Here is a 24,953-nt window from a genome sequence, read left to right as displayed (position 1 = left end):
TTCGCCGATCCCTAGGCCTACTGGGTGCCTTCTGCATACCAGGTGCGGAACCGGTCGTACTTCGGCATCTCCTCGGAATTGGCCTTCGGGTCGATGCAGACGTGCACGACCGCGGTCTTGCCGCTGGCGTAGGCCCGCTGGATGGCCGGACCGATCTCGTCGTCCTTCTCGACATACTCGCCGTGGCAGCCGAAGCCCTCGGCGATCTTGTCCATCCGGACGTCCTTGCTCCAGTGCACACCGGGCTGCGGCGACGGCTGCTCGAAAGTCCGCTTGTAGACCCCCACTTCGAGGCCCCACTGGTGGTCCACGCCGACCACGCAGACCAGCGGCAGGTTCTCCCGCGCCGCGGTCTCCAGCTCCGCGATGTGGAACAGGAACGCCGAATCGCTGGTGAGCAGCATGACCGGGCGGTTGCGACCTTCGGCGACCGACGCGCCGACGGCGTACGGCAGCCCGGTGCCGAGGTGGCCGAAGTTCTGGTTCCAGATCACGTCGCGGGGTTTGGTCTGCGAGTAGGTCCACTGGAAGATCACCGTGGCGCCGCCGTCGCGGACCATGATTCCGTCCTCGGCGTACTCATCGAAGGCTTTGGTCGCCTCGACGACGAAGCGGGCCGGATGCACCGGGGTGCGGCCGCTCGGGGCTTCGTCGGCCACCCGGGCCAGCTCGGCGGCATCGGCCTTGACCAGGGCATCCAGATTCGCCGAGGCGCTGCGCGGGTTGTCGCGCAGCGCCTCGACCAGCTGCGGCACCACCCCCCGCAGATCGCCGACCAGCGGCACGTCGAAGGATCGGTTCACGCCGATCGCGGTCGGATCCTGCTCGACGTACACCCACTTGCGGTGCGCGTCGTTGCCGGCCCAGTGCTGGGTCCGGCCGTAGTGCATGGGCTCACCGAGTTCGGTGCCCAGCGCCACGCACAGGTCGGACTCCTCGACGGCCTGATTGGCGGCCGGGGAGAACAGGTACGGGAAGGTACGGTCCTGCAACCCCGGGATGAACGAGGTGCCGCCCGAGGTCTGGATCACCGGGCAGGCCATCAGCTCGGCCAGCTCCTTGACCTGCTGCTGGGTCCGAGACGTGTGAACGCCATGTCCCACCAACAGGATCGGACTGTCGGCCTGGCGGATCAACTCGACCGCCCGGGCCACCTCGGGTGCGCCGGCGCCCTGGTTCACCAGCCGGTACCCCGACGGCGGCGGCGCCTCCCCCACGTTGAGCTCTTCGAGGATGACGTGCGAGGGGAACTCGATGTAGGCGGGGCCGGGGGTGCCCGACATCGCGCGCCGAATCGCCTCGTGCACAATCTCGTCGGTCTGGTCGGCGTACTCGATCGAGCTGCTGTACTTCACCGACGGCGCGAAAAGCCCTTCCTGCTGGACGAACTGGATCCGCCCGCGACGCACCCGGCGCTCGGTGATGCGGGCGCGCTGGCCGCCGAGGAAGATCACCGGCGAGTTCTCCACCAGCGCGCACATCATCGCGCCGGCGATGTTGGCCACGCCCGGTCCGAGAGTGCCGATGCACAGACCGGGCTTGCCGGTCATCCGGGAGGCGGCCTCGGCCATGAAGCCCGCGCTGAGCTCGTGGTGCGGCGCGACGACCGACCATCCGCGGGCGTCGGCCTCGGTGAACATGTGCACGAAGTTGGGGTCGGGGATGCCGAACAGCGTGTTGACGCCCTCGGCCTCGAACAGGTCGAGAATGCGCTTGTACACGGGTACACCCATGGTCAAATCCCTTTCGAATATCTTTGCGAGAGTCGTTTCCGTTGTGCTGCAGCCGAACCGAACAACGAGCGGTTCAGCGTGGCGCGTTTGAGATAGACGTGGATGCCGCTCTCCCACGTGTAGCCGATGCCGCCGTGTAGCTGCATGGCCTTGCCGGCCACGTCGACGGCGGCCGAGCAGGCGTAGGATTTCGCCATCGCGGCGGCCACTGCGGCGTCGCCGCCGTCGGCGACGATCCGGACCGCGTCGGAGACGAGCCGACGCGATACCTCGATGGCGACCAGCATGTCGGCGCAGGCGTGTTTGACGGCCTGGAAGGATCCGATGGGGCGCCCGAACTGGTGCCGCATCTTCACGTATTCGACAGTGGCCGTGAGCATGTGCTCGGCCAGACCCAGGCTGTCGCAGGCGAGCGCCACCTCGGCGCGATGCCGCACGGTCTCCGGAGCGCCGGTCAGCGGGAGCAGTTCGGTGATCTCAGCCGCGTCGGCGCTGACGGTTGCCAATTGCCGGGTGCTGTCGACCACCGGTTGGGAAACCACGGTCATCTGTGCCGGGTCCACCGCCGCCACGGCGCCGCCGACGAGGACCAGAATCTGGTCGGCGCCGACAGCGTCGGGGACGAAGCCGGCGTGTCCGGTCAGCCGGCCGCCGTCGACGGCGAATCCCTCCGTCACGACGGCCAGCCGCCCGGGCCCGGATGCGACGGCGCCGAGCAGCTCGTCGCGAATACCGCTGGGCGGCAGTTCGTTCAACACTCCGACAGCCAGAACTGCGCTGCCCAGGAAGGCGTTCGCTCCGGCGGCACGCCCGATCTGGTCGAGGATCACCGCCGTCTCGACGAACGTCGCCCCGGATCCGCCGAGGGAGTCCGGGATTTCCAGGCCGGGCCAGCCCGCGTCCACCAGCACCGGCCAGTCCACGGCACGGTCCTTGGCGAGCACATCGCCGGCGACCGAACGCAGCTCGTCGTGGAACTCGGAGAACTCCGTCATCCGACGCTCGGTTCCCGCGGCAGGCCCAGCCCGCGTTCGGCGATGATGGTGCGCTGGACCTCGCTGGCACCGCCGGGGATCGTCCACTCCCAGGAGCCCACGAAATCCAGTACCCAGGAGCCGGATTCCCATCCGCTCGACATCGGCTTGGCCAGCTCGGTGTGAGCGTCCAGGCCGCCGATCTCGGCGCCGAAATCGGTCAGCCGCTGCAACAGTTCGCTGTAATACAGCTTGACGATCGACGCGTCCGCCGGTCCGGCCGCACCGTGTTCGACGATCTGCCGGCACAGCCCACGCAGTCCGGTGATCTCGGTCTCGAACCCGGCCAATCGGTCGGCGACGATCGGGTCGTGCAGCGGCGCGGACTCCACCAGCCGGCGGAATCCGGCCGTGCCGAGCCGCTCCGCGAGTTCGAGCATGGTCATCCCCCGCTCGGCGCCCAGCGTCGCTTGCGCCACCTGCCAGCCGTTGTTCTCCGCGCCGATCAGGTTGGCGGCCGGAATCTTCACCTCGTCGAGGAAGATCTCGCAGAAGTGCGAGTCACCGATGGCGTTGCGGATCGGGCGCACCTGCACGCCCGGGGTGGTCATGTCCAGCAGAAAGTACGAAATGCCCGCGCTTTTCCGAGCACCGGGGCGCTTCGGCGCATCCGGGTCGGTGCGGGCCAGCAACAGACACCAGTCGGCATGCATCCCGCCGCTGGCCCACAGTTTCTGTCCGCTGACCACGTAATAGTCCTCGCCGTCGGCGCCGCACCGGCGGGCGGTGGTGCGCAGCGCGGCCAGATCCGAACCCGCCTCGGGTTCGGAGAAGCCCTGCACCCAGATCTCGCCGTCGAGGATCGCCGGCAGGTGCCGCCGGCGCTGCTCGTCGGTGCCCGCGACCAGCAGGGTGGACGCGGCGTGGTGGATCCCGACGAACGCCAACACGAGCCGGGGCGCATCGTGGGCGGCCAGCTCCTGGTACAGCACCACCTGCCGGTCGACCGAGAGGCCACCACCCCATTCGGCCGGCCAGTGCGGCACGGCGTATCCGGCGCTGTGCAGTTCGGCGAACCACGCCTTCTGGAAGCGGACGAACTCGTCGTCGCTCACCCGGGTCTGGTTGGCCCGCCAGTCGGCCGGGATGTGGTCGCGGCACCAGGCCCGGACCTCGGCGCGAAACTCGTCGAGCACGGTCATGCGAACAGTCCCGTCAGGCCGCGGCGTCCGGCACGCCGGGTGAGGTGGTCTCGCGTGGCGGACAGTCCGAACGGCAGCCGGCGCAGCGGTTGGCTGTGGCGCGACAGCCATGACAGGGTCGTCTCGTCGCAGAAGCCGGCCGCGCCGTGCAACTGGTGGCACACCCGGAACACCACCTCGGCGGCTTCGATGGCGGCCATCCGCAGTGCGAGCGCGTCGTCGACGGCGTGCGACTGGTCGGAGGCGATGCTCCACACCGCGTGCTTGGCCAGGATGTCCACCCCGCTGCGCTCGACTTCGGCGTCGGTGAGCTGGAACTGCACCCCCTGAAACGAGGCCAGTGTCTGGCCGAACTGTTGACGCAGGCTCACGTGCGCGACGGTCAGCGCCACCGCGCGGTCGAGCATGCCCAGCAAGCTCCAGCACGGCAGCACCAGTGCCAGAGCGACGTCCGCGGCGCCGGCATTGTCGACGGGAGAGAGCTCCAGCTCCGTGACGAATGCCGGCCCGGTACCGCGGCGCCCGGCGATCAGCGACCGGTTGCCGTCGAGATCGACTGCGGCCCAACGCAGATCCAGACCGGCGATCGCGGCGGCCGGGCGGGCGCCGCCGGCCACGACCAGGCCGTCGACATCAAGGTCCGCGGGTGCGGCCAACCGCTCGGCGAGCGGGTACGGCAGCGCCCAGTAACCGGCACTGCGGCACAGGGCGGCAGCGGCTTCCAGCCCGTCGGCGTCGGCGCGCGGGTCCAGATCCCACGCGCCGAGGCCGTCCAGGACGGGACCGACCAGTGCTGCACGGGTGTCGGGCGCGGCCTCGGCCTGTTCGACCAGCCGGTCTCCGCCGGCGTTCTCGAAAGCGTGCCGGGCCTGCCTGCCGTATTCCAGCGCGTCGTCGCTGAGATCCAGGATCATTTCCCAGCCCCTGCTGAGAGCATTGCGCGGGACAGCAGAATACGTTGCATCTCAATGCTCCCCGAGGACACCGTGGACGCCTGCGAGTAGCGCCAGTGGTCGTCGACCTCACCGAGGAACCACGCCGCGCGGTGGTCGTTATGGCACACCTGCGCCGCGATGTCCATCAACACCTCCGCGCTGTCCTGGTCCAGTGTGGTGACCGCGATGCGGTAGGCCGACGCGTCGCCGGGGGTGATGCGACCGCTGCTCTGCAGCGCGACCACCCGGTAGGCGAGCAGCCGGGCGCGGCGACAGTGGGTCAGCATCCGGATCCAGCGGCCCCGCAGCTCGGCGGGCAGCGACTCCCACCGGTCCCCCAGCACCGCCGGTGCTGCCGCCAAAAGCCGTTCGCAGCGGGCGTATCTCGCAATGCCGACGCGTTCGAACGCCATCACGTCCTGCACGATCGACCAGCCCGCGCCGACGGTGCCGAGCACGTCGGCCTCGGTGACCCTCAGGTCGTCGAAGAACACCTCGTTCAGGTGGTGCGGGCCCAGCATGGTGCGGATCGGGCGCACCGTGATCGCCGGATCGTCCATCGGCACAAGGAAGATCGTCAGACCCTGCTGCTTCTTCCGGGTCGTGCCCTCCCCCACCTTCGAGGTGCGCGCGAGCAGGAAACACCACTGCGCCATCGTCGCGTACGACGTCCAGATCTTCTGACCGCTGACCAGCCATCCGTCGCCGTCCTCGGCCGGGCGAGCGTAGGTGCGCAGCGACGCCAGATCCGAACCCGCCTCGGGCTCGGAGAAGCCCTGGCACCAGATCACCTCACCCGCGGCGATGGGCGGGAGGTGTTGACGCTGCTGTTCTTCGGTGCCGTGGCGCATGATGATCGGGCCGACCCAGTTGACCCCCATGTACTGCGCGCCGCGCGGTTCGTGGTGGGCCCACATCTCCTCGCGCACCACCGTCTGCTCCCACACCGACGCGCCACTGCCGCCGAACTGCTCGGGCCAGGCCAGGCACAACAGGTTGCGTTCGGCCAGAGTGCGGCAGAACGCCTGCGCGGTCTCCAGGTCGGCCGGGTCATCGGTGAACGCACCGAGGAAGTGCTCGGGCACATGCTCGTTCACCAGATCGCGGAGCTCGCGGCGCAGGTCCGCGGCGCGCTTGCCCATGTCGAAGTCCATCGGTTGCTCCTATTCCGCGCCGAGGCCGAGTTCGTCGAGCACCGCCGTGGTGTCCGCGCCGAGTTCCGGGGCCGGCCCTCGCACCCGGCCCGGCGTGCGGGAGAACCAGGTCGGCACGCCGGGGAACCTGACCGGGCCGTGCGGGGTGTGCACGGTCTCGAACAGGCCCACCGCGTTCAGGTGCGGGTCGTCGAACAACGCGTCGGGGGTGTTCAGCGGCGCTGCGGGAATCTCCAGTTCCCGGAACAGGTCCAGCCATTCGGCGGTGGTCCGCTCGGCCAGCGTCTCGGCGACGAGCCCGTACACCGCATCGATCTGGTGAGCGCGGGCTTCCAGCGTGGCGTAGGTCTGCGAGGACCAGGCCGGTTGCACCGCGTCGATGAATGCGTTCCAGTGCTTGTCGTTGTAGATCAGCGCGGCGATGTAGCCGTCCTTGGTGCGGTAGGGACGGCGGTTCGGAGCGACGGTCCTCGGATACACGGCCGGCCCGAGCGGGGGGTCGAAAATGGCGCCGTTGGCATGTTCGACCAGCATGAACGAGGCCATCGTCTCGAACATGGCGACCTCGACCTCCTGGCCCTCCCCGGTCCGCTCCCGATGGAACAGCGCCATCGTGGTCGCGTAGAGGGCCGTCAGGCCGGCCACCTTGTCGGCGATGATGGTGCCGACGTAGTCGGCCTCACCGGTGAGTTGCCGCTGCACAGCCGGGATTCCGCACTCCGCCTGGATGGTGTCGTCGTAGGCGGGGCGGTCCCGCTCCGGCCCGCGCCGCCCGTACCCGTAGCAGTTGGTGTAGACGATCGACGGGTTGATCGCGGCGACGTCGTCGTAGCCGAGGCCCAGTTTGGCGATCGCCTTCGACCGCATCGAGTGGATGAACACGTCGGCGCGTCCCACCAGCGCCCGCATCGCGACCTTGCCCTCCTCGGAGCGCAGATCCAGCACCACACTGCGCTTGCCGCGGTTGACGTTGACGAACACCCCGCTCATGCCCGAGACAGGACCGACCGAGATGAAGCGGGTGTTGTCGCCCTCGGGCGGTTCGACCTTGATCACGTCGGCGCCCATGTCGGCCATGATCTGGGTGCAGTAGGGGCCCATCACCATCGCGGTGAGATCGACGACGCGGATGCCCGCCAGCGGTCCGTTCTCAGCCATCGAGCGGCCTTTGTAGTCTGCTCTTCGCGCAAGCGCTCATCGCCGTGATCCGCTCTGGCTGGCCATCGCGAAGCTGTACCGGATGTGGTCGCTGTGGCCGTCCGGAACCACCGGGAACGTAAGCGGCGCCGACCGGTCCCGGATCGCATCGAGGTTCTCGGCGACGTCGGCAATGGTCCACGACGGCCGGTACACGCCAACGGATTCGGTGACGGCCGCGGTGGCGACGCGGCCGGCCAGCGCGATGAACATCTCCCCGGTGACCGAACAGCTTTCGTGGGCCAGGTAGCCGACGACGGGCGCGACGAGTTCCGGCCCCATCGGGGGGTACGCCGAGGTGTCGATGCCGGCGGCCATCCGGGTCACCGCGGCGGGCACGATGACATTGCTGGTCACGTTGTGGGCCGCTCCCTCCATCGCTGCGACGTTGGACAGCCCGATCACGCCCGCCTTGGCCACGGCATAATTCGCGACCTCGTGGTTGCCGTAGAGCCCACCGATCGACGACGTCAGCACGATGCGGCCGTAGCCGGCGTCGCACATCGCCGGGAACGCGGGACGCACCACGTGAAAGGCGCCGCGCAGGTGCACGTCGAGCACGGCTTCGAAGTCGTCGTAGGTCATCTCCGCCAGCGGTGCACGACGCACGATGCCGGCGTTGTGAACCAGGATGTCGACGCCGCCGAAGCGCTCCTGCGCCGTAGCGATGATGGCCTGTCCCCCGTCCGGGGTGGCGACACTGCCGGTGCTGGCGACGGCTTCGCCCCCGGCGGAGGCGATCTCGTCCACGACGGCCTGGGCCGGACCGGTGTCGGTGCCCTCACCGTCGAGGGCACCGCCGGGATCGTTGACCACCACCTTGGCGCCGCGGGTCGCCAGCATCAGCGCATACGCGCGCCCCAGCCCGCGGCCGGCACCGGTGACCACGGCGACACGGCCGTCGAACCGCAGGTCAGCCACGGAGCTCGAGACCTTCGAGGGCGCCCGTCGCCCGCCAATCGGCGATCAGGTCGCCGAACGCATAGAAACCCGGCGAGTAGAAGTCGCCGAGGAACGCGCCGTTGTTCTCCGCGCCGCCGCGGCCCTCGTTGTTGTAATAGCCTGGCGTGCAGGATAATTCGAATGCCGAGTTGTCGATGGCCAGCTCCCGGACGGTCGCCACCCAGGTGTCCTGGCCCTCCTGGGAGGGCTCGACGGTCGTCGCACCACGGCCCTGCGCCTCGGCGATGATGTAGGCGATGTGTTCGGCCTGCTGCTCGAACATCGCCGTGGTGTTCGCCGATACGCCGCCCTGGATGAAGCCCATGAAGAACTGATTCGGGAAACCGCGGCTCGTCATCCCGTGCAGCGTCTTGTAGCTGTCGTGCCAATGGTCGAAGAGGGAGAGCCCGTCCCGGCCCACGATGCGGTCGACCGCGTACCGGCGGCTGATCTCGGTCGAGATCTCGAAGCCGCTGGCGAAGATGACGCAGTCGACCTCGTACTCGACACCGTTGGCGACGATCCCCTTCTCGGTCAGCCTCTCCACGCCTTTCGATTCCGACACATCCACCAACGTCACGTTGGGCCTGTTGAAGGTGGACAGATACTGCTCGCTCGAACACGGCCGCTTGCACATGAACCGGTAGTACGGCTTGAGGGCTTCTGCCGTGGCGGGGTCCTCGACGAGGGCTGCGACGCGGCGCCGCAGCCGCTCCATGATCTTGTAGTCCTCCTCCTCGCGGAACGCCATGATCTGTTCGATCGTCACCGCGGTGGGGTCAGGGCTGCTCGCGATGCGCGCGGTCAGATTGCGGCCGAGTTCGGTCCAGAAGTCGCACACCAGGTCGGGCTCGCCGAACACGACCCCGACGAACGGCGACCAGTTGTGGAAGTTCCGTTTGCGCTCCTCCTGCCAGCCCGGCTGCAGCGAGGCCGCCCACGCCGGATCGGTAGGGGTGTTGACCCGCTCGTCCACCGACGACGGTGTCCGCTGAAAAACGAACAGCCGCTCGGCATCCCGGCCGAGATGGGGTACCAGCTGGACTCCGGTCGCGCCGGTGCCGACCAGTGCGACGCGCTTGTCGGCCAGCTTGTGCAGGCCGCCGTCGGCGTCACCGCCGGTGTAGTCGTAATCCCAGCGGGCGGAGTGGAACACGTGCCCGCCGGCGTTCCGGTAGTCCTTGATGCCGGGGATGCCGGGCAGCTTCGGGCGGTTGTAGGAGCCCTGCGCCATGACCACGAACCGGGCCCGGATGTCGTCGCCGCGGTCGGTGCTGATCCGCCAGCGCTGCAGTTCGTCGTCCCACACCAGTTCGCGCACCTGGGTGGAGAACAGCGCCCCGTCGTAGAGTCCGAAGTGCTTTCCGATGTTGCGGCAGTGCCCGAAGATCTCGGCCCCGTCGGCGAACTTCTTGCTCGGCATGAAGCCGAGTTCCTCGAGCAGCGGGATGTAGCAGTACGCGTCGTTGTCGCACTGGATGCCGGGGAAGCGGTTCCAGTACCACACGCCGCCGAAGTCACCGGCCATCTCGACAACGCGGATTCCGGTCACCCCGGCTTTTCGCAGGTACGCCCCGGCGAGCAACCCGGAGAACCCGCCGCCGAGGATCACGACCTCGACGTCCTCGGCGACCGGGTCACGCTCGACCACCGTCGTGTAGGGGTCCACCTCGTAGAACTCGGCGAGATCGCCTTCGAGTTCCAGGTATTGCGAGGCGCCCTCGGGGCGCAGCCGCTTGGCCCGCTCCTGAGCGTACTTCTCCCTCAGTGCCGGGATGTCGATGTCGGTCGGTGTGGCGGTCGGCCCGCAGGTCTGCACAGTTCCTCCTTCTGACGCCGGAATCGCTAGATCTCGCGGGGTTCGCCCGTTCCCATGTACTTGGACAGTTGGTGGTGCAGGTTGACGGTGCTGCGTTCGCGGTACGGGTTGGGTAACGTGCCGGGGAAACCGGCCGACTTCATGCCCTGCTGCACCGCCGCCATGTTGGAGAAGTCCTGCGGCAACACCGACAGCCAGTTCGGTGAGTCCTTCGGCGTGTACGCCCATTCCGTCTCGGGTTCTTCGCCTTTCGGGTACAGCTCGAACACCGCCACCTCGAAAATGCACTTGTTCGGGTCATAGCTCGGATCGGGGCGGGCCGAATAGCACAGCGCGCTCGTCAGGCCCTGCCCGACCTGGAAGTTCGGGAAAACCTGCCACGCCGTGCCGCTCTGGCCGAGGATGTCCGGCGGGATCGTCGGCCAGATGACGCCGCGGGCCTCGTCGTCGCGCCGCGCTGAGGCCAGCCAGTGTTGCAGCACCTGGTCGGCGGGGGTGCCTTCGGGCAGTTCGTCGACCAGCCGCTTGGCGGCGTTGACCAGTGTCTGCGTGGTGGTCGCGTTGGTCTCTTCCATGGTGTAGACCTGCATCTCGGCGGTCGAGATGCGCGGATCACCGGTGCCGAGACGGATCTTGGACTTGGTCTCGTCCATGCCCTTAGGTGCGTCGTAGCCGATGTTGCTGTGCTTGCCCTGGGCTTTGGCCCAGCCCTTGAATTCGCCGAACCTGTTGAACTCCGGGTGGGTGGTGAACACGTGGTAGGTCTCGTTGAAGGCCTCCATCGCGACCTTCCAGTTGCAGTCGAAGTACAGCCATTTGCGCCACTTGTAGCGCATGTTCTCCAGACCGAACGGTTCGAGGATCTTCGACGCCGGGAACAGGTAGTCGGCCAGCGGCTCGCAGTCGGGGTCCATGTTGATGAACAGCCAGCCGCCCCAGGTGTCCACCTGCACCGGCGCCAGGTGGGTGTTGCGCGGGGTGAGCACACCCTTCCAGTCGTCCTGTTCCCGGATGTGCGTGCACGTGCCGTCCAAACCGTATGTCCAGCCGTGGAATCCGCAGACGAACGACTTGCGGGCACGGCCGACCGCGTTCTTCGCGCCGTCCGGTGTGTCGACGAGCCGTCGTCCGCGGTGCATACAGACGTTGTGGTGGGCGGCAAAGGTGGTCTCACCGGTGCGAACCACGATGATCGAGTCGTCGAGGATGTCGTAGGTCAGGTAGCTGCCGACTTCGGGGATCTCTTCGACGCGGCCCACCTGCTGCCACACCTTGCGCCACAGCTTGTCGCGTTCGGCGCGCGCATATTCCTCGGAGATGTAGGCCTCGACCGGGATGGTGGTCGGCTCCGACAGGTCCTCGGCGATCTGGCCGGTCGAGTCGTCCGGATCGCCGTCGACCTCGGTCGCGGCGTCGAGATCGGATTCGGTGTGGGTCATGCTCTTCCTTTCAGGGCCGGCTGATGGCTTGTCGGAAGGATTCGTCCTTGAGGAACAGCGACGTGTTGTCGGCACCGAGGTGGCTCCACTTGAGGTTCAGCCCGCCGTCGACGAGCAGCGTCTGCCCGGTGATGTAGCTCGACAGGTCGGACAGCAGAAACAGGATCGCGCCGGCCTGCTCCTCCGGGGTGCCGCGGCGCCCCATCGCGATCGCGGTGCGGTCGCGTTCGGGATCCTCGTCGACGTACATGCGCGACGCCGCTGTCTCGGTGACCCCGGGCGCCACCGCGTTCACGCGGATGCCATCGAGCGCGAGCTCGACGGCCATGGTCCGGGTCATCGCGACGATCGCCGCTTTGGCCGTTCCATAGGCGATGTGAAACGGCGCGGTGTTCATGCCGCTGATCGACGACACGGACACGATCGACCCCGGATTGCCCTGGCCGCGCAACTCGCTACTGATGGCCTGACTCATGAAGAACGTGGTCTCGAGGTTCGCGGCGAACAGGGCGCGCCAGTCGTCACGGCTGACGCGGGTCGACGGCATCCACGTCGACGGTGCCGCACCGCCGGCGATGTTCACCAGACCGTAGAGGCGGCCGTCGGTGCGACGCACCGTGTCGAGCACGGTCGCGATGCCGTCATCGGTGGACGCGTCGGCGGATACCGGGACGACGGCCAGCCCCTGCTGGGCGAGCGGTGCGACGTGTTCGTCGAGGTTGGCCGAGGAACGGCTGACCGCGACGACCGTGGCGCCCGCCTCGGCGGCCAGCCGGGTGACGGTGGTGCCGATGCCCCCGCCGCCGGCGCCGGAGACGACGACGACCCGGCCGTCGAGGCTGAGCCGGATACCTGGGCGAACGGTTCCCGTCACGTCAATTGTCCGGACAAATAATGGTGCTCTGCATATTGCAGAACACTATTCCGCAGGGATTATGTGAGCGTCAAGGCCGAGATTGCGGCGGTTACGCGCCTATTGTCTGGACTAGCAGCGCTTGCTAACGTCCGATCGCATGAATGCCCGGTACGCCGCGCCCGAACCGTGGACCGCCGCAGGATGGCAGGTCCGTAGGCTGACCGCGCCCAGCCGTCTGTACGGCGCGAACGGCCTGCGCACCGGCCCCGACGGCCGGGTCTACGTGGCCCAGGTGACGGGAAGTCAGATCAGCGCGCTGGACCTCGAGTCGGGGCGGCTTGAGACTGTCAGCCCGAAGGGCGGGGACATCATCGCCCCCGACGACGTCGCGTTCGGCGACGACGGCACCCTGTTCGCGACCGAGGTGATGGACGGCCGGGTCTCGGCCCGGGACACCACCGGCCGGTCGCGGGTGCTGCGCGACGACCTGCCCTGCGCGAACGGGATCACGGTGCACCGCGGCCGGTTGTTCATCGGCGAATGCCGCGACGGCGGCCGGCTGATGGAACTGCCGCTCGACGGCGGCGCTCCCCGCGTCCTGCTGGACAACCTTCCCTCGCCCAACGCGATGGAGGTGGGACCCGACGGACTGCTGTACTACCCGCTGATGACGGCCAACGAGATCTGGCGGGTAGAACCCGACGGGGGCGAGCCGCAGCGGGTGGCCGCGGACCTCGGGGTGCCCGATGCGGTGAAATTCGATTCCGACGGCTTCATCGTGTCGACCCAGGTGGCCAGTGGCCAGGTGCTGCGCATCGATCCCCGTAGCGGGGAGAGAACTGTTCTTGCGCAGCTGAATCCGGGCCTGGACAACCTGACTCTGGTCGGTGAGCGGCTGTTCGTGTCGAACTTCACCGGGGAGATCACCGAGATCCACTCCGACGGGCGGACTTCGACGCTGTTGCCCGGCGGCCTGAACTGGCCGCTGGACCTGACAGTGGCCGACGGACGCCTTTACGTCGCCGACGGCACGTACTTCTATCAGGTGAGCCCCGACGGATCGCTCCATACCGTCGGGATGCTGTTCTCTGCCGGTTATCCCGGGTTCCTGCGCGGGGTCACCGCCGTCGGCGCGGGCGAGTTCGTCGTCACCACCTCCGGCGGTCAGGTGGCCCGTTACCGCCCCACTGACGGCGAAACCGACTTCCTGGCCACGGAGTTCGATCAGCTCTACGGCATCGACGTAGCCACCGACGGCACGATCGTGGTCGCCGAACTCGGCACCGGACGGGTGCTGGCCGTGCGCGCAGGCGGCACCGAGACGCTGGCAACCGGACTACGGGAACCCGTCGGTGTGGCCACCGACCCCGACGGTGCGCCGTTGGTGGCCGAGTCGGGCGCCGGCCGGATCGTGCGCGTCGGCTCCGGTGGCGTCGACATAGTCGTCGACGGCCTACAACGTCCACAGGGGATCCACGTGTGCAACGGCAGGCTCTACATCGTGGACGCCGGCGCCAAGGAGCTCGTCGAGTTCGACCTGTCCACCAAAGCCCGTACCACGGTGGCCGCGGGGCTCGCCGTCGGCCCACCGCCGGGAGTCGAACCCAAACCGCTCAAAGGCATGCCGCCGTTCTCCGGTCCGCAGGGACCGTTCGCCGGGGTGACGTCCGGGCCCGACGGCACGCTGTACGTGTCGGCTGACGGCGATGGCAGCGTGCTGGCGATTGCCCGGTTATGACCGACGAGCGCTTGCGCGAGGAGCCGATATGACCGACGAGCGCTTGCGCGAGGAGCCGATATGACCGACGAGCGCTTGCGCGAGGAGCCGATATGACCGCCACCGCCGGTGATCACCGCTACCTGCAGGTGGCGCGCACACTGCGCAAGGAAATCGTCGACGGCGTCTTCCCGGTGGGTTCGCAACTGCCCACCGAACACGAACTGTGCGAGCGCTTCGCCGTCAGCCGCTACACCATCCGTGAGGCGCTGCGCCGGCTGCGGGACGACAATCTCGTCGAGTCCCGGCCCCGCGCCGGCACTCTGGTGGTTCCCCGCCCCAGCACGAACTCGTACGCCCAGGATGTGGTGTCGATCGACGACCTGCTGGCCTTCGCCCAGGGCGCGCGCTTCGCCATCGAGACCAACGCGATGGTCACCGTCGACGACGCGCTGGCCTCCCGAACCGGACTGGCGCCGGGGTCGCAGTGGCTGGCGGTCACCGGGTTTCGCCGCGCCGACGACCAGACCGCGCCGATCTGCCGGACCGAGTACTTCATCAACCGCAGTTTCGCCGCGGTGGGCAGGCTGCTGCACCGTCATACCGGGCCGATCTTCCCACTCCTTGAGGACCTGTTCGGTGTCAGCATCGTCGAGGTGCACCAGGAGATCTCGGCAGTGGTGCTCGACATCGACCTCGCCGCCCGGTTGCAGGCCGAGCCCGGTACTGCCGCGCTGCAGATGCAGCGCAGCTACACGACCTCCGACGGCGAGATCGCTCAGGTCACCGTGAACACGCATCCGTCGTCGAGGTTCCGGCACGCGATGACGATGCGCCGCGTGCGGGACGCACGATCAGACCTGAGTCGGGACGCACGATCGGACCTGAGTCGGGACGCACGGTGAGTGGCACGCTGTCCGACGCGCTGCGCGCCGCCGCTCGCGACACCCCGGACCGGATCCTGGTGCGGGACGACACGACGTCGCTGACGTGTGCCGAGTTGTCGGAGAAGGCAACGGCATTGGCGCACGCCCTGCGCCGTCGTATGCCGGCGGGCAGCGTGGTGTCGTTCACGGTGCCCAATTGGCATGAGGCCGCGATCATCTACCTCGGTGCCACGCTGGCCGGCATGGTCGTCAACCCGATCCTGCCGTCGCTGCGCGACCGGGAGCTGTCGTTCATCCTCGCCGACTCCGACAGCCGCGCGATCTTCATCCCGCAGTCCTTCGGGGAGCATGACTACGCCGCGATGCTCGCTCGTGTGGTCGCCGGCCTGCCGTCGCCGCCGGAGGTTGTGGTGGTCCGCGGGGAGGCGGGACGGCTGTCGCTCACCGACCTGTTGGCAGAGCCGACCGAGCCGGCCATGGGAGGACAGCCGACACTGCCGGAGCCGGACCCGGCCGCCACCCGGATGATCATGTACACCTCCGGCACCACCGGCCGCCCGAAAGGTGTACTGCACAGCCACGAGTCGATCGCGGCACTGATCTCACAGCTGGGCAGCTACTGGCGCATCGCACCAGGCGACACGTTCCTGGTGCCGTCGCCGATCGCCCACATCGGCGGCTCGATCTACGCGTTCGAGTGCCCTCTGCTGCTCGGTACGCAGGCGGTGCTGATGCAACGGTGGGATCCCGATGCCGCGGTGGCGCTCATGCTCGAACACCGGTGCACCCACATGGCCGGCGCGACGCCGTTCCTGCACGGTTTGTTGGCCGCCGCCGAGCGCGCCGACACCAGGCTTCCGGATCTGAAGGTGTTCATCTGCGGCGGTGCGTCGGTGCCGCCGTCGCTGATCCGCCGCGCAGCCGCCTATTTCGCCGACGCCGCGGTGAGCCGGGTGTACGGGTCCACCGAAGTGCCGGTGACCACGGTGGGATCGCTCGACGACGTCGACCGGGCCGCCGATACCGACGGCCGGCCGGGCATCGCCAGCATCAGGCTGGTCGACGGTGAGATCCGGGCGCGCGGCCCGCAGATGCTGACCGGATATCTGCACGCCGAGGACACCCGCGACTGCTTCGACGACGACGGCTATTTCCGCACCGGCGATCTGGGCCGCCTCACCGACGACGGTCATCTGGTGGTCACCGGCAGGGCCAAGGACATCATCATCCGCAACGGCGAGAACATCTCGCCCAAGGAGGTCGAGGACATCCTCGTCACCCATCCCCGCATCGCGGAGATCGCGGTCGTCGGTGTCCCCGACGCGCGGACCGGAGAGCGAGCCTGTGCGGTGATCGTCGCTGACGGGCTGTCGGGGCCCGACGTCACAGACTTGTACGAGTTCCTCATCGCCCGGGGTGTCGCGAAGTTCAAGGTGCCCGAGGAGGTGGTGCTCGTCGACGCGCTACCGAAGAACGATGCGGGCAAGGTGCTCAAGCACATGATCAGAGCCGACCTGGCGAAGGAGTCATCGACATGCAGGTAGCGATCGTCACCGGCGCCAGCAGCGGTATCGGGTTCAGTTGTGCGACAACCCTTGCCGAGCACGGGATGGCGGTGCTGGGCACCGGACGCGACCGGGGACGGCTCGCCGACCTGGAGAAGACCGCCCCGGAACCGGGCCGGATCGCGACGCTGGCGGTTGACCTGACCGAGGACGACGCGCCGCAGCGTATCGTGTCCGCGGCGCTGGAGCGTTGGGGCCGAATCGATTTCCTGGTCAACAACGCCGGGATCGGCAGTCCGAAGCCGCTGCACGAGACCGACGACGAAACCTTGGACCGGTTTCTCGGCATCATGCTGCGGGCCCCGTTCCGGCTGGCCCGCGACGTGATCGGGCACATGCAACCCGGCTCGGCGATCATCAACGTGACGTCGACGTTCGCCGTGGTGGGCGGCCTGCGCGGCGGTGCGTACTCGGCCGCCAAGGGCGGTTTGACGGCGCTGACCACTCATATCGCCTGCCAGTACGGCGCACAGGGAATCCGGTGCAACGCCGTCGCGCCCGGCGTCACGTTGACGCCGATGGTGGCGACCAGGCTGGAGGACGAGCGCTTCCGCAAGATCAACACCGAGATGACCCCTCATCAGCGACTCGGCCGGGTCGAGGACGTCGCCGCCACCGTGGCGTTTCTGTGCTCGGAGGGCGGCAGCTTCATCAACGGACAGACGATCGTGGTCGACGGCGGCTGGAGTTCGACCAAGTACCTGTCCGACTTCGCACTCAACGCCCGGTGGGTTCCGGACGGTTCTCCGTCATGAACCTGTTCGCCCTGCTCGACCAGACCGCGGCACGTCACGGCGACCGCGGCGCGGTGTACCACGGTGAGCGCCAGATCGAAACCTGGGCGTCGCTGCGGGACAGAGCCTTACGGCTCGCCAACTCGCTTCGTGACCTCGGTCCCGGTGCCCGCGTCGCGGTGGCCGGCGAGAACAACCCCCGCATCATCGAGTTGATGTTCGCGATCTGGGCGGCCGAATGCGTGTTCGTCCCGCTCAACTACAAGCTCCACCCCCGCGAGATGGAGCAGATTCTCACCGACTCCGGCGCGGCCCTGGCCTTCGTATCGGCCAAGATCGGCGCCCAACTCGCACCGGTGACATCTACCCGACTGGAGACGATCGACTCGCCCGAATACGAGAGCCGTTGCACCGGTGCGGTGCTGGCACCGCCGCGGCACACCGACCCAGCCCAGTTGGCGTGGTTGTTCTACACCAGCGGCACCACGGGGCGCTCGAAGGGCGCGATGCTGTCGCACCGCAATCTGATGGCGATGACCGTGTCACATCTGGCGGACTTCGACTCCCCCGACCAGAACTGCAGCCTGATCCACGGCGCCCCGATGTCCCACGGTTCGGGTCTGTATGTGCCGCCGTATGTTTCTCGGGGAGCGCGCCAGGTGGTGCCCGCCTCGGGCGGGTTCGACCCCGACGAATTCCTCGACCTGTGCGAGCAGCATCCGGGCTGCAGTGCGTTCCTGGCGCCGACCATGGTGGCCCGGCTGGTGCAGACCGGACGCGCGCGCCCGGCGAACCTGAAGACCCTCGTCTACGGCGGCGGACCCATGTACATCGACAGCCTGAAGAAGGCGATGGCGGCGTTCGGCCCCGTCTTCGTGCAGCTGTACGGACAGGGCGAGGCGCCGATGACGATCACCGGACTGCGCCGGCGCGACCACGTCGCCGGTGACGGATGGGCCTCCGACGCCGTGCTCGGCTCCGTCGGGTACGCGCGCTCAGGGGTCGACGTCGCGGTGCTGGGACCGGACGGCGAGCGCGCGGACGCCGACGAGATCGGCGAGATCGTGTGCCGCGGAGACGTGGTGATGTCGGGCTACTGGGAGAACCCCGAGGCCACAGCGTCAACTCTTCAGGGCGGTTGGCTGCGCACCGGGGACATGGGTTCATTCGACGAGCACGGTTTCCTGACGTTGCGGGACCGGTCCAAGGACGTCGTGATCAGCGGTGGCAGCAACATCTATCCGCGCGAGATCGAAGAGGTCTTGCTGGAACACCCCGCCGTCGTCGAGGCCGGGGTGGTGGGCGCCCCGGACGAGGAGTGGGGCGAGGTGGTCGTCGCGTTCGTCGTCGGCGACGTCTCGGCGGCCGAGCTGGATGCCCACCTGCTCGAACGCATCGCGCGGTTCAAACGGCCGAAGCGCTACGAATTCGTCGACGAGCTGCCGAAGAACAGTTACGGCAAGGTACTCAAGCGCGAATTGCGGGCCCGCGTGGGCTGAGCCCGCGCCGGCTACGTGAGCGAACGCGGGGCGTCGCGCCGAGATCGCGTAGAGGACTACGCTCGCCGCCACCGGCCGGGGGCATGAGTGTGGGGCTCGACGTATCGCCCACCCGGAGGAGTCTGCACAATGCCCAGAATGTCGCACGGCAAGGTCGTCACCGACGCCGACACCGACACCGACCAGGCCGACGCCGCCCACTCCCTGCTGCCCGGCGCCGAACCGGACCTCGGCAATTTCGACTATCTGTTCTCGGACCTGCAGTCGGATCCGAGCGCTCTGCTCCCGGACACCGCCACGATCATCGCGGACCTGCGGAGCCTGGGTAAGACGATGGTCGACGACAGCGGCAACGACGTGGCCAACTCCTCGATTCCCGCCGCGTACACCTACTTCGGGCAGTTCGTCGACCACGACATCACCCTGGAGGTCGCCGACGGCGCGGCGGCCGGCGACGACCGCTTCGGCGACATCCTCGACGACGATATGCGGCCGCTCACCGCGGCGCAGGCGCGCACGCTGATCAGGAACCGACGCACCGCGACACTGGATCTCGACAGCGTCTACGGGACCGGCACACAACCGATTCCCCACCACCCGACCGACCCCGACAGACTTCTGCTCGGCCGGGTCAGTGAGGTCCAGGACGACACGCGCATCCCGTTCCGCCGTCCACCCGGCAAGAGTGACGACAACGACGTGCCGCGGGAGGGACGCAGCGCCGACGCCGAGCACGACCGCGCCGCGCTCATCGGAGACCCCCGCAACGACGAGAACACGATCATCTCGCAGTTGCAGGTCGCGTTCCTCAAGGCGCACAACCGGCTCGTCCACGAAGGGCACGACTTTCACCAGGCCCGGCGGATCCTGCGCCAGCACTACCAGCACATCGTCGTCCACGACTTCCTTCCCAGGATCGCCGACACCGCGGTCGTCGACGACATCGTCACCAATGGCAACCGCTGGTATGACGCGCTGTCCGAGCCGTTCTTCCTGCCCCTCGAATTCAGCGTTGCGGCATACCGATTCGGCCACACCATGGTTCGCGCCGACTACGATTTCAATCTGAATTTCAACCTCACCCCGGGTGAGGGCCGGATACCGGCCGGCCTGGATCTGCTGTTCACGTTCACCGCTCTGTCCGGCCAACTCGGGGATTTCGACACGCTGCCGGAGAATTGGATCATCGAGTGGCAGAACATCATCGGTGACCCGGGTACGGGCGGTAAGGCCCGCCTGTTCGACACCCGTTTGTCGGCGCTCAACCGCGCGCTGTTCCGGCTGCGGCAGGTTGACGGTGCGCCCGAGGTCGATCTGGCCGCCATGCTGTCGGTGCGCAATCTGCTCCGCGGCTACCGGCTGCGCATGCCCACCGGGCAGGCGGTGGCGGAGCTGCTCGGGGTGCGCAAGCTCACGCCGGCCGAACTCCGCGACCACGCCGCCGGCCGGGCACAGCGCGATGTGCTCACTGCCGGCGGCTTCCTGGAGCGCACACCGCTGTGGTACTACGTGCTGGCCGAGGCACAGATCTGTGCCGGAGGCGAACGCCTCGGGCCCGTCGGCAGCACGATCGTCGCCGAGGTCATCATCGGCCTGGTGCGCCGCAGCGAGGACTCGATCCTGCGCGTTCCCGGATGGCAGGCCTCGCTGCCGTCGGCTCAGCCCGCCAGGTTCGAGCTCGCCGATCTGCTGCGCTTCGCCGGTGTGCTGGACACCCCGCCACCGGCGCACATCTATGTCGTCGCGCCCGGGGACACCTTGTTCGACATCGCCGAGCAGCACCTGGGCGACGGCGCCCGCTGGCCGGAGATCTTCGCCGCCAACCGCACCGTCGTCCGCAGGTTCGATCAGATCTTCCCGGGGATGCGCCTGATCCTTCCGAGCGGGCCGCCTCCCGCTCCACAGCTGCGCTTCCTCATCGTCAAACCCGGCGACACGCTGTCCGGACTCGCCAAGACGCATCTCGGCGACGCGGAACGGTGGCCAGACATCTTCGCCATGAACGGCGCCGTGATCACCAACCCGAACGTGATCGTCGCCGGCCAGGTGCTTCAACTGCCCGGTCAGTGACGTCCACCACGTCGTCACGCCTGCGGATTGACGTTTGCGTCAATCCGGGTTCGCGCCGGAAGCCCGGGGAGAAGGGGTTTGCCGGGCTAGGATGTCGGCGTGGGGTGGGTGCGGGCCGGTCGGGCCGCCGTAAGTCGCGCGCGAATGTGGCCGGGCGTCGCAACACCAACTCTGATGGCCCGCACGGCGGGCGCGTGCTTCCTGGTGGGCGGCCTGCTCGTCGCGCTCGTCACAACCGTGGCGCCGGACCACTTCCGCAGCACCGAGGTGCAGTTTCGCAACGCCGCCGTCGCTGTGTTCGTCGGGATCTGCGTCCTGCTGATCGGGCGGCGCCTGAGCGTGCGACAGTTCCATCTGCTCGTGCTGACCGCGATCGCACTGATCACCGTGTCCGTCACCGGCTCGACGGGCCCCGTCGCGGTGTCGTTCGCAACCCTGTACGTGTTCGTCGCCTGTGCGGCCTTCTTCGTCGCCTGGCCCACCGCCGTGGTGTACCTCGCGGTGGCGATCGCCTGCTGTCTGACCGCACTGGCCATCGCTCCGACGGTGCCCTGGTGGACGGGGGTGGTCACCTCCGTCACCGCCGCCGCGATCGGGACCCTGATCGCGATCCTCGGGCGCATCGTGTCGAAGGCCGAACTGGACGAGGTCACCGGTCTGCCCAATCGCCGCGGGTTCGACCGGGCTGTGAACGCCGAGATCAACCGCGCCCTCGTCACCGGGCACGGACCTGCGATCGTCCTGATGTCCGTCGACGCGCACACCGCGCTGCACGAAGAGTTCGGCGACCGCGCCGGTGACGCGCTGATCCACCAGCTCATCGACTCGTGGCGCGGCATGCTGGGCCGCGGCCAGGTCTTCGCCCGGCGCGGGGACAACGAGTTCGCGTTGCTGCTTCCGGCGATGACCGAGCAGGACGCGTTCGAGCTGACCGAGCTGCTGCGCGCAGGATGCTCGCGCGAATTCTCGGCGGGCGTCAGCGCTTGGGAGCACGGGGAATCAGCCTCCCCGGTCATCGAACGTGCCGACGCGGCGCTGCGCCGGGCGCGTTCGATCGGGCGTAACCGCACGATGCTCGAATCCTCGAGGCTGCCCCCGCTCGCCCTGCAACTCAACGACGCGCTGGCCGCACAGACCATCGACGTCCACTACCAACCCGTCGTCCGGCTGATCGACGACGACACCGTCGTGGGTGTCGAGGCGTTGTTGCGGTGGTGGCCGGCGCTCGGATCCGAACTGAACGCCGGCGAGGTCGTCCGGGTGGCCGAGGACAACGGCCTGATCGGCGTCCTCGACCTGTATGTGCTTCGCCGCGCGTGTCTGGACGCGCGCTGGATGCAGCAGCGGTCCGGTCTGCGACTGGCGCTGAGCGTGAACGTGTCCGGCCTCGAGCTGGTCGAGCCGGGGTACGTGGCACGGGTCGCCGAGACGCTCGCCGAGACGGGCTGGCCCGCCGAGCAGCTGGTGCTGGAGGTCACCGAGAGTGTGCTCGATGTCGACCGGCCGTCGTCGATCAACGCGCTGCGTGAGCTCAGGCGGCACGGGATCCGGATCGCCATCGACGATTTCGGCACCGGCTACTCGTCGCTGAGCAGGCTGCAGAAACTGCCCACCGACCTGCTCAAGCTCGACGCGTCCTTCATCGCGTCGATCACGTCGGCACCCTCTCCGCCGCCGCTGCTCCAGGCTGTCGCCAGCCTCGCCGATGCGCTCGATCTGCCGATCATCGCCGAGGGCGTGGAGACCCGGCATCAGGCCGACCTACTTCGGACCATGGGATGCCCGTTGGCGCAGGGCTATTACTTCGGGCGACCACAGGCGCGGGAAGATCTGGTCGCCGCTATCGCACGCGCGGCGCGCTGACGGGTCGAATCGCGCAATCACCGCCGCACCGCACCCGCAGCACCCTATGCTGAGCGAGTGCCCAGCAGTGCAACGGTGCAGCCGGCGGCGTTCCTGCGCACCACGCTGCCTCTGGACATGTCGGTGCTGGACCGGCTCGACAGCGGCCGCTACCACTCGATCTGGCTGCCCGACCACATGGTCAGCTTCTGGCCCGATTCCATCTGGACACCCGAGTTCACCGATCTCGCGACCACATCGCCGTCCCCGCACCGTCACCTCGACGGGATGGCGGTCGCGGCGGCTGCCGCGGTGCTGACCGAGCGCACCCCGCTGGCCACCTCGGTCGTCGACACCGTCCGCCGCCACCCGGCCTCGCTCGCCCAGTCCGCGCTGACCATCGACCACCTCTCCCGCGGACGGTTCATCCTCGGCCTGGGCAGCGGCGAGGCCGAGAACATCGTGCCGTACGGGTTCGATTTCGCCCGGCCGGTGAGCCGGTTCGAAGAGGCACTGCACGTCATCCGATTGCTGTGGGAGTCCGACGGGCCCGTCGATTTCACCGGACGGTACTTTCGCTTGCGCGGTGCGCGATTGGACACCGAAACGTACGACGGGCGCTTCCCCCAGATCTGGATCGGCGCAAGCGGTCCCCGGATACTCGACATCGTCGGCCGGTACGCCGACGGCTGGTGGCCCGCCGGCGCTTGGACCCCCGATCACTACGCGGGCATGCTGGCCGAGGTGCGCAGCGCAGCCGAGCGGGCCGGGCGCGACCCGATGGCCGTCACCCCGTGCTACATCCAGGTGTGCCTGATCGCCGATGACGACGCCATGCTGGCCGAGATTCTGGAAGCGCCGCTGGTGAGAGCATTTCTGCTGCAGGTGCCGGCCCAGACCCTGCGCGCGTTCGGGTATGCGCATCCGATGGGCGACGACTGGCACGGCTTTCACGACATCGACCCCGCCACCATGACCCGCGAACGCATCGTCGACTTCCTCGGCCGGGTGGAACCCGAGGCGATTCTGGCCGTGGTCCCGCATGGCACCCCGCAGCAGGTGGCCCGGCGAGTGAAGGAGTTCGTCGACGCCGGACTGCGTGTGCCCAAGATCATGGACTACGGCGCGATGGGCGGATTACGTTATGCCGCAACATCTGCCGACAGGGTCAGGGCCGCCGAGGACGAACTGCTGCGACTCTGCGGAGTCACAGCGTGATCGCCACACTCGACGCGGCCCGGCTGCTGCGGCAGGCCGAGATCGCCACCGGTCTGCACGACTACGGCGATCCGACGCTGCCGCAAAGGTTCGCAGCAGCCGTCGACCTGCTCAACGGGGTCGGCATGGACGCCGACGGGACCGCCCGGGCCGCCGAGGTGTGCCACTGGCTGCTGACCACCCGGCTGGAGTTCTTCGCCGACCGGACGCAATACCCGATCGACGCGGAGATCATCGACCGGCCCATGTTCGTGACCGGCGAACCGCGTTCGGGTACCACGCTGATGCACGCGCTGCTCTCAGTCGACCCGGACGCCCGCGCCCTGCGGTTCTGGGAGGTGATGTATCCCTCACCGCCACCGGGACTCGCCGTAGCCGACGATCCGCGGCCTGCCCGCGCCGACGCCGACTGGCGCGAGATCAACGCCACGATGCCGAAGTGGCTGCACAGCCATCCGTACAACGACATGCTCGGCGCGGGACTGCCCGAGGACGAACGCACCTGGGCATTCGACTTCCGGGTGATGACGCCGACCGCGTGGTGGCGGGTGCCGATGCAGACGGTGGTCGGCGGACTGCCCACCAACGCGGCGGCGCAGTACCGCATCCACAAAGCGATGCTGCAGCAGTGCCAGTACCGCCGGCCACCGAAATACTGGGTGTGCAAGGGTTTTCACGGGTTCCGACTCACCGAGTTCTTCGCCGCCTACCCTGACGCGTCGCTGCTGTGGCTACACCGTGACCCCGTCCAGGTCGCGGCGTCGCGCACGATGATGATGGCCGACATCCTCGAAGGCATCGTCGGACCGGTCGACCTGAAGGCGGCGGCCGCAATGCATCTGGAGCTCACCCGGGCCAGCATCGCCAATACCATGAGCCATCCGCTCGTCGACGACCCTCGCATCCAGCACGTGCGTTACACCGACTTCGTCGCCGACCAGGTCGGCACCGTCGCCCGCTATTACGCGTTCTGCGGTCGCGAGCTGACCGCCGACGCCGAGACCGCGATGCGCGACTATCTGGCCCACAACCCGGGCGACCGCCACGGCAAGTTCCGCTACTCCACCTCGGTGCTGACCGACATCGACGAGGACCTCGAGGCGCTGCACGAGGAGTTCCGGCCGTACCGGGAGCGGTTCGGCGCCGAGATCGAACGACGGGACTGAGGAT

The 24,953-nt window shown here is 68.2% G+C and carries 19 protein-coding genes; 9 read left to right on the top strand and 10 right to left on the bottom strand.

All coding sequences use genetic code 11. The features are described from left to right. Window positions 1-17: 17 nt before the first annotated feature. The 10 genes from ACTWP6_RS03675 to ACTWP6_RS03630 are packed head-to-tail and all read right to left on the bottom strand — an operon-like array spanning window position 18 to window position 12,269. Window positions 18-1,733, bottom strand: coding sequence for a thiamine pyrophosphate-binding protein (locus tag ACTWP6_RS03675; RefSeq protein WP_443186854.1), 1,716 nt, complete (start codon window positions 1,731-1,733; stop codon window positions 18-20). 2 nt (window positions 1,734-1,735) lie between these two features. Then, window positions 1,736-2,728: an acyl-CoA dehydrogenase family protein gene (locus ACTWP6_RS03670; RefSeq protein WP_443186853.1), complete on the bottom strand. Its 993-nt coding sequence runs from the start codon at window positions 2,726-2,728 to the stop codon at window positions 1,736-1,738. Further along, window positions 2,725-3,909, bottom strand: coding sequence for an acyl-CoA dehydrogenase family protein (locus tag ACTWP6_RS03665; protein ID WP_443186852.1), 1,185 nt, complete (start codon window positions 3,907-3,909; stop codon window positions 2,725-2,727). The genes ACTWP6_RS03670 and ACTWP6_RS03665 overlap by 4 nt, the downstream gene beginning before the upstream one ends. Next, window positions 3,906-4,823, bottom strand: a complete 918-nt coding sequence (locus tag ACTWP6_RS03660; protein ID WP_443186851.1) for an acyl-CoA dehydrogenase family protein — start codon at window positions 4,821-4,823, stop codon at window positions 3,906-3,908. The genes ACTWP6_RS03665 and ACTWP6_RS03660 overlap by 4 nt, the downstream gene beginning before the upstream one ends. After that, entirely contained in the window at window positions 4,820-5,998 is a 1,179-nt protein-coding gene (locus tag ACTWP6_RS03655) for an acyl-CoA dehydrogenase family protein (RefSeq protein ID WP_443186850.1), read from the bottom strand. The genes ACTWP6_RS03660 and ACTWP6_RS03655 overlap by 4 nt, the downstream gene beginning before the upstream one ends. A gap of 9 nt (window positions 5,999-6,007) precedes the next feature. Continuing rightward, complete coding sequence (locus tag ACTWP6_RS03650; RefSeq protein ID WP_443186849.1) at window positions 6,008-7,156, bottom strand: CaiB/BaiF CoA transferase family protein; 1,149 nt, start codon at window positions 7,154-7,156, stop codon at window positions 6,008-6,010. A gap of 36 nt (window positions 7,157-7,192) precedes the next feature. After that, window positions 7,193-8,116 carry an SDR family NAD(P)-dependent oxidoreductase gene (locus tag ACTWP6_RS03645; protein WP_443186848.1) on the bottom strand — a complete coding sequence of 308 codons (924 nt, stop codon included), beginning with the start codon at window positions 8,114-8,116 and terminating at the stop codon, window positions 7,193-7,195. Continuing rightward, window positions 8,109-9,956 (bottom strand): flavin-containing monooxygenase, encoded by a 1,848-nt coding sequence (locus tag ACTWP6_RS03640; protein WP_443186847.1) that lies wholly within the window; start codon window positions 9,954-9,956, stop codon window positions 8,109-8,111. Before ACTWP6_RS03640 ends, ACTWP6_RS03645 begins: the two co-directional genes overlap by 8 nt. 26 nt (window positions 9,957-9,982) lie before the next feature. Then, complete coding sequence (locus ACTWP6_RS03635; protein ID WP_443186846.1) at window positions 9,983-11,395, bottom strand: aromatic ring-hydroxylating oxygenase subunit alpha; 1,413 nt, start codon at window positions 11,393-11,395, stop codon at window positions 9,983-9,985. Between the two features lie 10 nt (window positions 11,396-11,405). After that, window positions 11,406-12,269, bottom strand: coding sequence for an SDR family NAD(P)-dependent oxidoreductase (locus ACTWP6_RS03630; RefSeq protein ID WP_443186845.1), 864 nt, complete (start codon window positions 12,267-12,269; stop codon window positions 11,406-11,408). A 139-nt stretch (window positions 12,270-12,408) separates the two neighbouring features. Between ACTWP6_RS03630 and ACTWP6_RS03625 the strand changes: the two genes are divergently transcribed. The 9 genes from ACTWP6_RS03625 to ACTWP6_RS03585 all read left to right on the top strand — a co-directional run bounded on the left by ACTWP6_RS03625 (window position 12,409) and on the right by ACTWP6_RS03585 (window position 24,949). Beyond that, window positions 12,409-13,989, top strand: a complete 1,581-nt coding sequence (locus tag ACTWP6_RS03625) for an SMP-30/gluconolactonase/LRE family protein (protein WP_443186844.1) — start codon at window positions 12,409-12,411, stop codon at window positions 13,987-13,989. Between the two features lie 92 nt (window positions 13,990-14,081). After that, window positions 14,082-14,873: a GntR family transcriptional regulator gene (locus ACTWP6_RS03620; RefSeq protein ID WP_443186843.1), complete on the top strand. Its 792-nt coding sequence runs from the start codon at window positions 14,082-14,084 to the stop codon at window positions 14,871-14,873. Next, window positions 14,870-16,399 carry an AMP-binding protein gene (locus ACTWP6_RS03615; RefSeq protein ID WP_443186842.1) on the top strand — a complete coding sequence of 510 codons (1,530 nt, stop codon included), beginning with the start codon at window positions 14,870-14,872 and terminating at the stop codon, window positions 16,397-16,399. The genes ACTWP6_RS03620 and ACTWP6_RS03615 overlap by 4 nt, the downstream gene beginning before the upstream one ends. Then, window positions 16,390-17,175: an SDR family NAD(P)-dependent oxidoreductase gene (locus ACTWP6_RS03610; RefSeq protein WP_443186841.1), complete on the top strand. Its 786-nt coding sequence runs from the start codon at window positions 16,390-16,392 to the stop codon at window positions 17,173-17,175. The genes ACTWP6_RS03615 and ACTWP6_RS03610 overlap by 10 nt, the downstream gene beginning before the upstream one ends. Then, window positions 17,172-18,653, top strand: coding sequence for an acyl-CoA synthetase (locus tag ACTWP6_RS03605; protein WP_443186840.1), 1,482 nt, complete (start codon window positions 17,172-17,174; stop codon window positions 18,651-18,653). The genes ACTWP6_RS03610 and ACTWP6_RS03605 overlap by 4 nt, the downstream gene beginning before the upstream one ends. Window positions 18,654-18,791: 138 nt before the next feature. After that, window positions 18,792-20,723, top strand: coding sequence for a peroxidase family protein (locus ACTWP6_RS03600; RefSeq protein WP_443186839.1), 1,932 nt, complete (start codon window positions 18,792-18,794; stop codon window positions 20,721-20,723). A 174-nt stretch (window positions 20,724-20,897) separates the two neighbouring features. Further along, window positions 20,898-22,586: a putative bifunctional diguanylate cyclase/phosphodiesterase gene (locus ACTWP6_RS03595; protein WP_443186838.1), complete on the top strand. Its 1,689-nt coding sequence runs from the start codon at window positions 20,898-20,900 to the stop codon at window positions 22,584-22,586. Between the two features lie 117 nt (window positions 22,587-22,703). Next, window positions 22,704-23,783: an LLM class flavin-dependent oxidoreductase gene (locus tag ACTWP6_RS03590; RefSeq protein WP_443186943.1), complete on the top strand. Its 1,080-nt coding sequence runs from the start codon at window positions 22,704-22,706 to the stop codon at window positions 23,781-23,783. Then, on the top strand, window positions 23,780-24,949 hold the full coding sequence (locus tag ACTWP6_RS03585) for a sulfotransferase family protein (protein WP_443186837.1): 1,170 nt from the start codon (window positions 23,780-23,782) through the stop codon (window positions 24,947-24,949). The genes ACTWP6_RS03590 and ACTWP6_RS03585 overlap by 4 nt, the downstream gene beginning before the upstream one ends. Window positions 24,950-24,953: the final 4 nt, after the last annotated feature.

It is taken from the genome of Mycobacterium sp. 4D054 (assembly GCF_052245755.1).
GTDB lineage: Bacteria > Actinomycetota > Actinomycetes > Mycobacteriales > Mycobacteriaceae > Mycobacterium.
Note: the sequence above shows the minus strand (reverse complement) of the source record. Positions and strands in the feature narration are given on the sequence as shown.

Excerpts from the sequence above, each read along its gene's own strand:
- ACTWP6_RS03675 (WP_443186854.1), bottom strand. The coding sequence starts at position 1,733 with ATGGGTGTACCCGTGTACAAGCGCATTCTCGACCTGTTCGAGGCCGAG.
- ACTWP6_RS03670 (WP_443186853.1), bottom strand. The coding sequence starts at position 2,728 with ATGACGGAGTTCTCCGAGTTCCACGACGAGCTGCGTTCGGTCGCCGGC.
- ACTWP6_RS03665 (WP_443186852.1), bottom strand. The coding sequence starts at position 3,909 with ATGACCGTGCTCGACGAGTTTCGCGCCGAGGTCCGGGCCTGGTGCCGC.
- ACTWP6_RS03660 (WP_443186851.1), bottom strand. The coding sequence starts at position 4,823 with ATGATCCTGGATCTCAGCGACGACGCGCTGGAATACGGCAGGCAGGCC.
- ACTWP6_RS03655 (WP_443186850.1), bottom strand. The coding sequence starts at position 5,998 with ATGGACTTCGACATGGGCAAGCGCGCCGCGGACCTGCGCCGCGAGCTC.
- ACTWP6_RS03650 (WP_443186849.1), bottom strand. The coding sequence starts at position 7,156 with ATGGCTGAGAACGGACCGCTGGCGGGCATCCGCGTCGTCGATCTCACC.
- ACTWP6_RS03635 (WP_443186846.1), bottom strand. The coding sequence starts at position 11,395 with ATGACCCACACCGAATCCGATCTCGACGCCGCGACCGAGGTCGACGGC.
- ACTWP6_RS03625 (WP_443186844.1), top strand. The coding sequence starts at position 12,409 with ATGAATGCCCGGTACGCCGCGCCCGAACCGTGGACCGCCGCAGGATGG.
- ACTWP6_RS03620 (WP_443186843.1), top strand. The coding sequence starts at position 14,082 with ATGACCGCCACCGCCGGTGATCACCGCTACCTGCAGGTGGCGCGCACA.
- ACTWP6_RS03610 (WP_443186841.1), top strand. The coding sequence starts at position 16,390 with ATGCAGGTAGCGATCGTCACCGGCGCCAGCAGCGGTATCGGGTTCAGT.
- ACTWP6_RS03605 (WP_443186840.1), top strand. The coding sequence starts at position 17,172 with ATGAACCTGTTCGCCCTGCTCGACCAGACCGCGGCACGTCACGGCGAC.
- ACTWP6_RS03600 (WP_443186839.1), top strand. The coding sequence starts at position 18,792 with ATGTCGCACGGCAAGGTCGTCACCGACGCCGACACCGACACCGACCAG.
- ACTWP6_RS03595 (WP_443186838.1), top strand. The coding sequence starts at position 20,898 with ATGGCCCGCACGGCGGGCGCGTGCTTCCTGGTGGGCGGCCTGCTCGTC.
- ACTWP6_RS03590 (WP_443186943.1), top strand. The coding sequence starts at position 22,704 with ATGTCGGTGCTGGACCGGCTCGACAGCGGCCGCTACCACTCGATCTGG.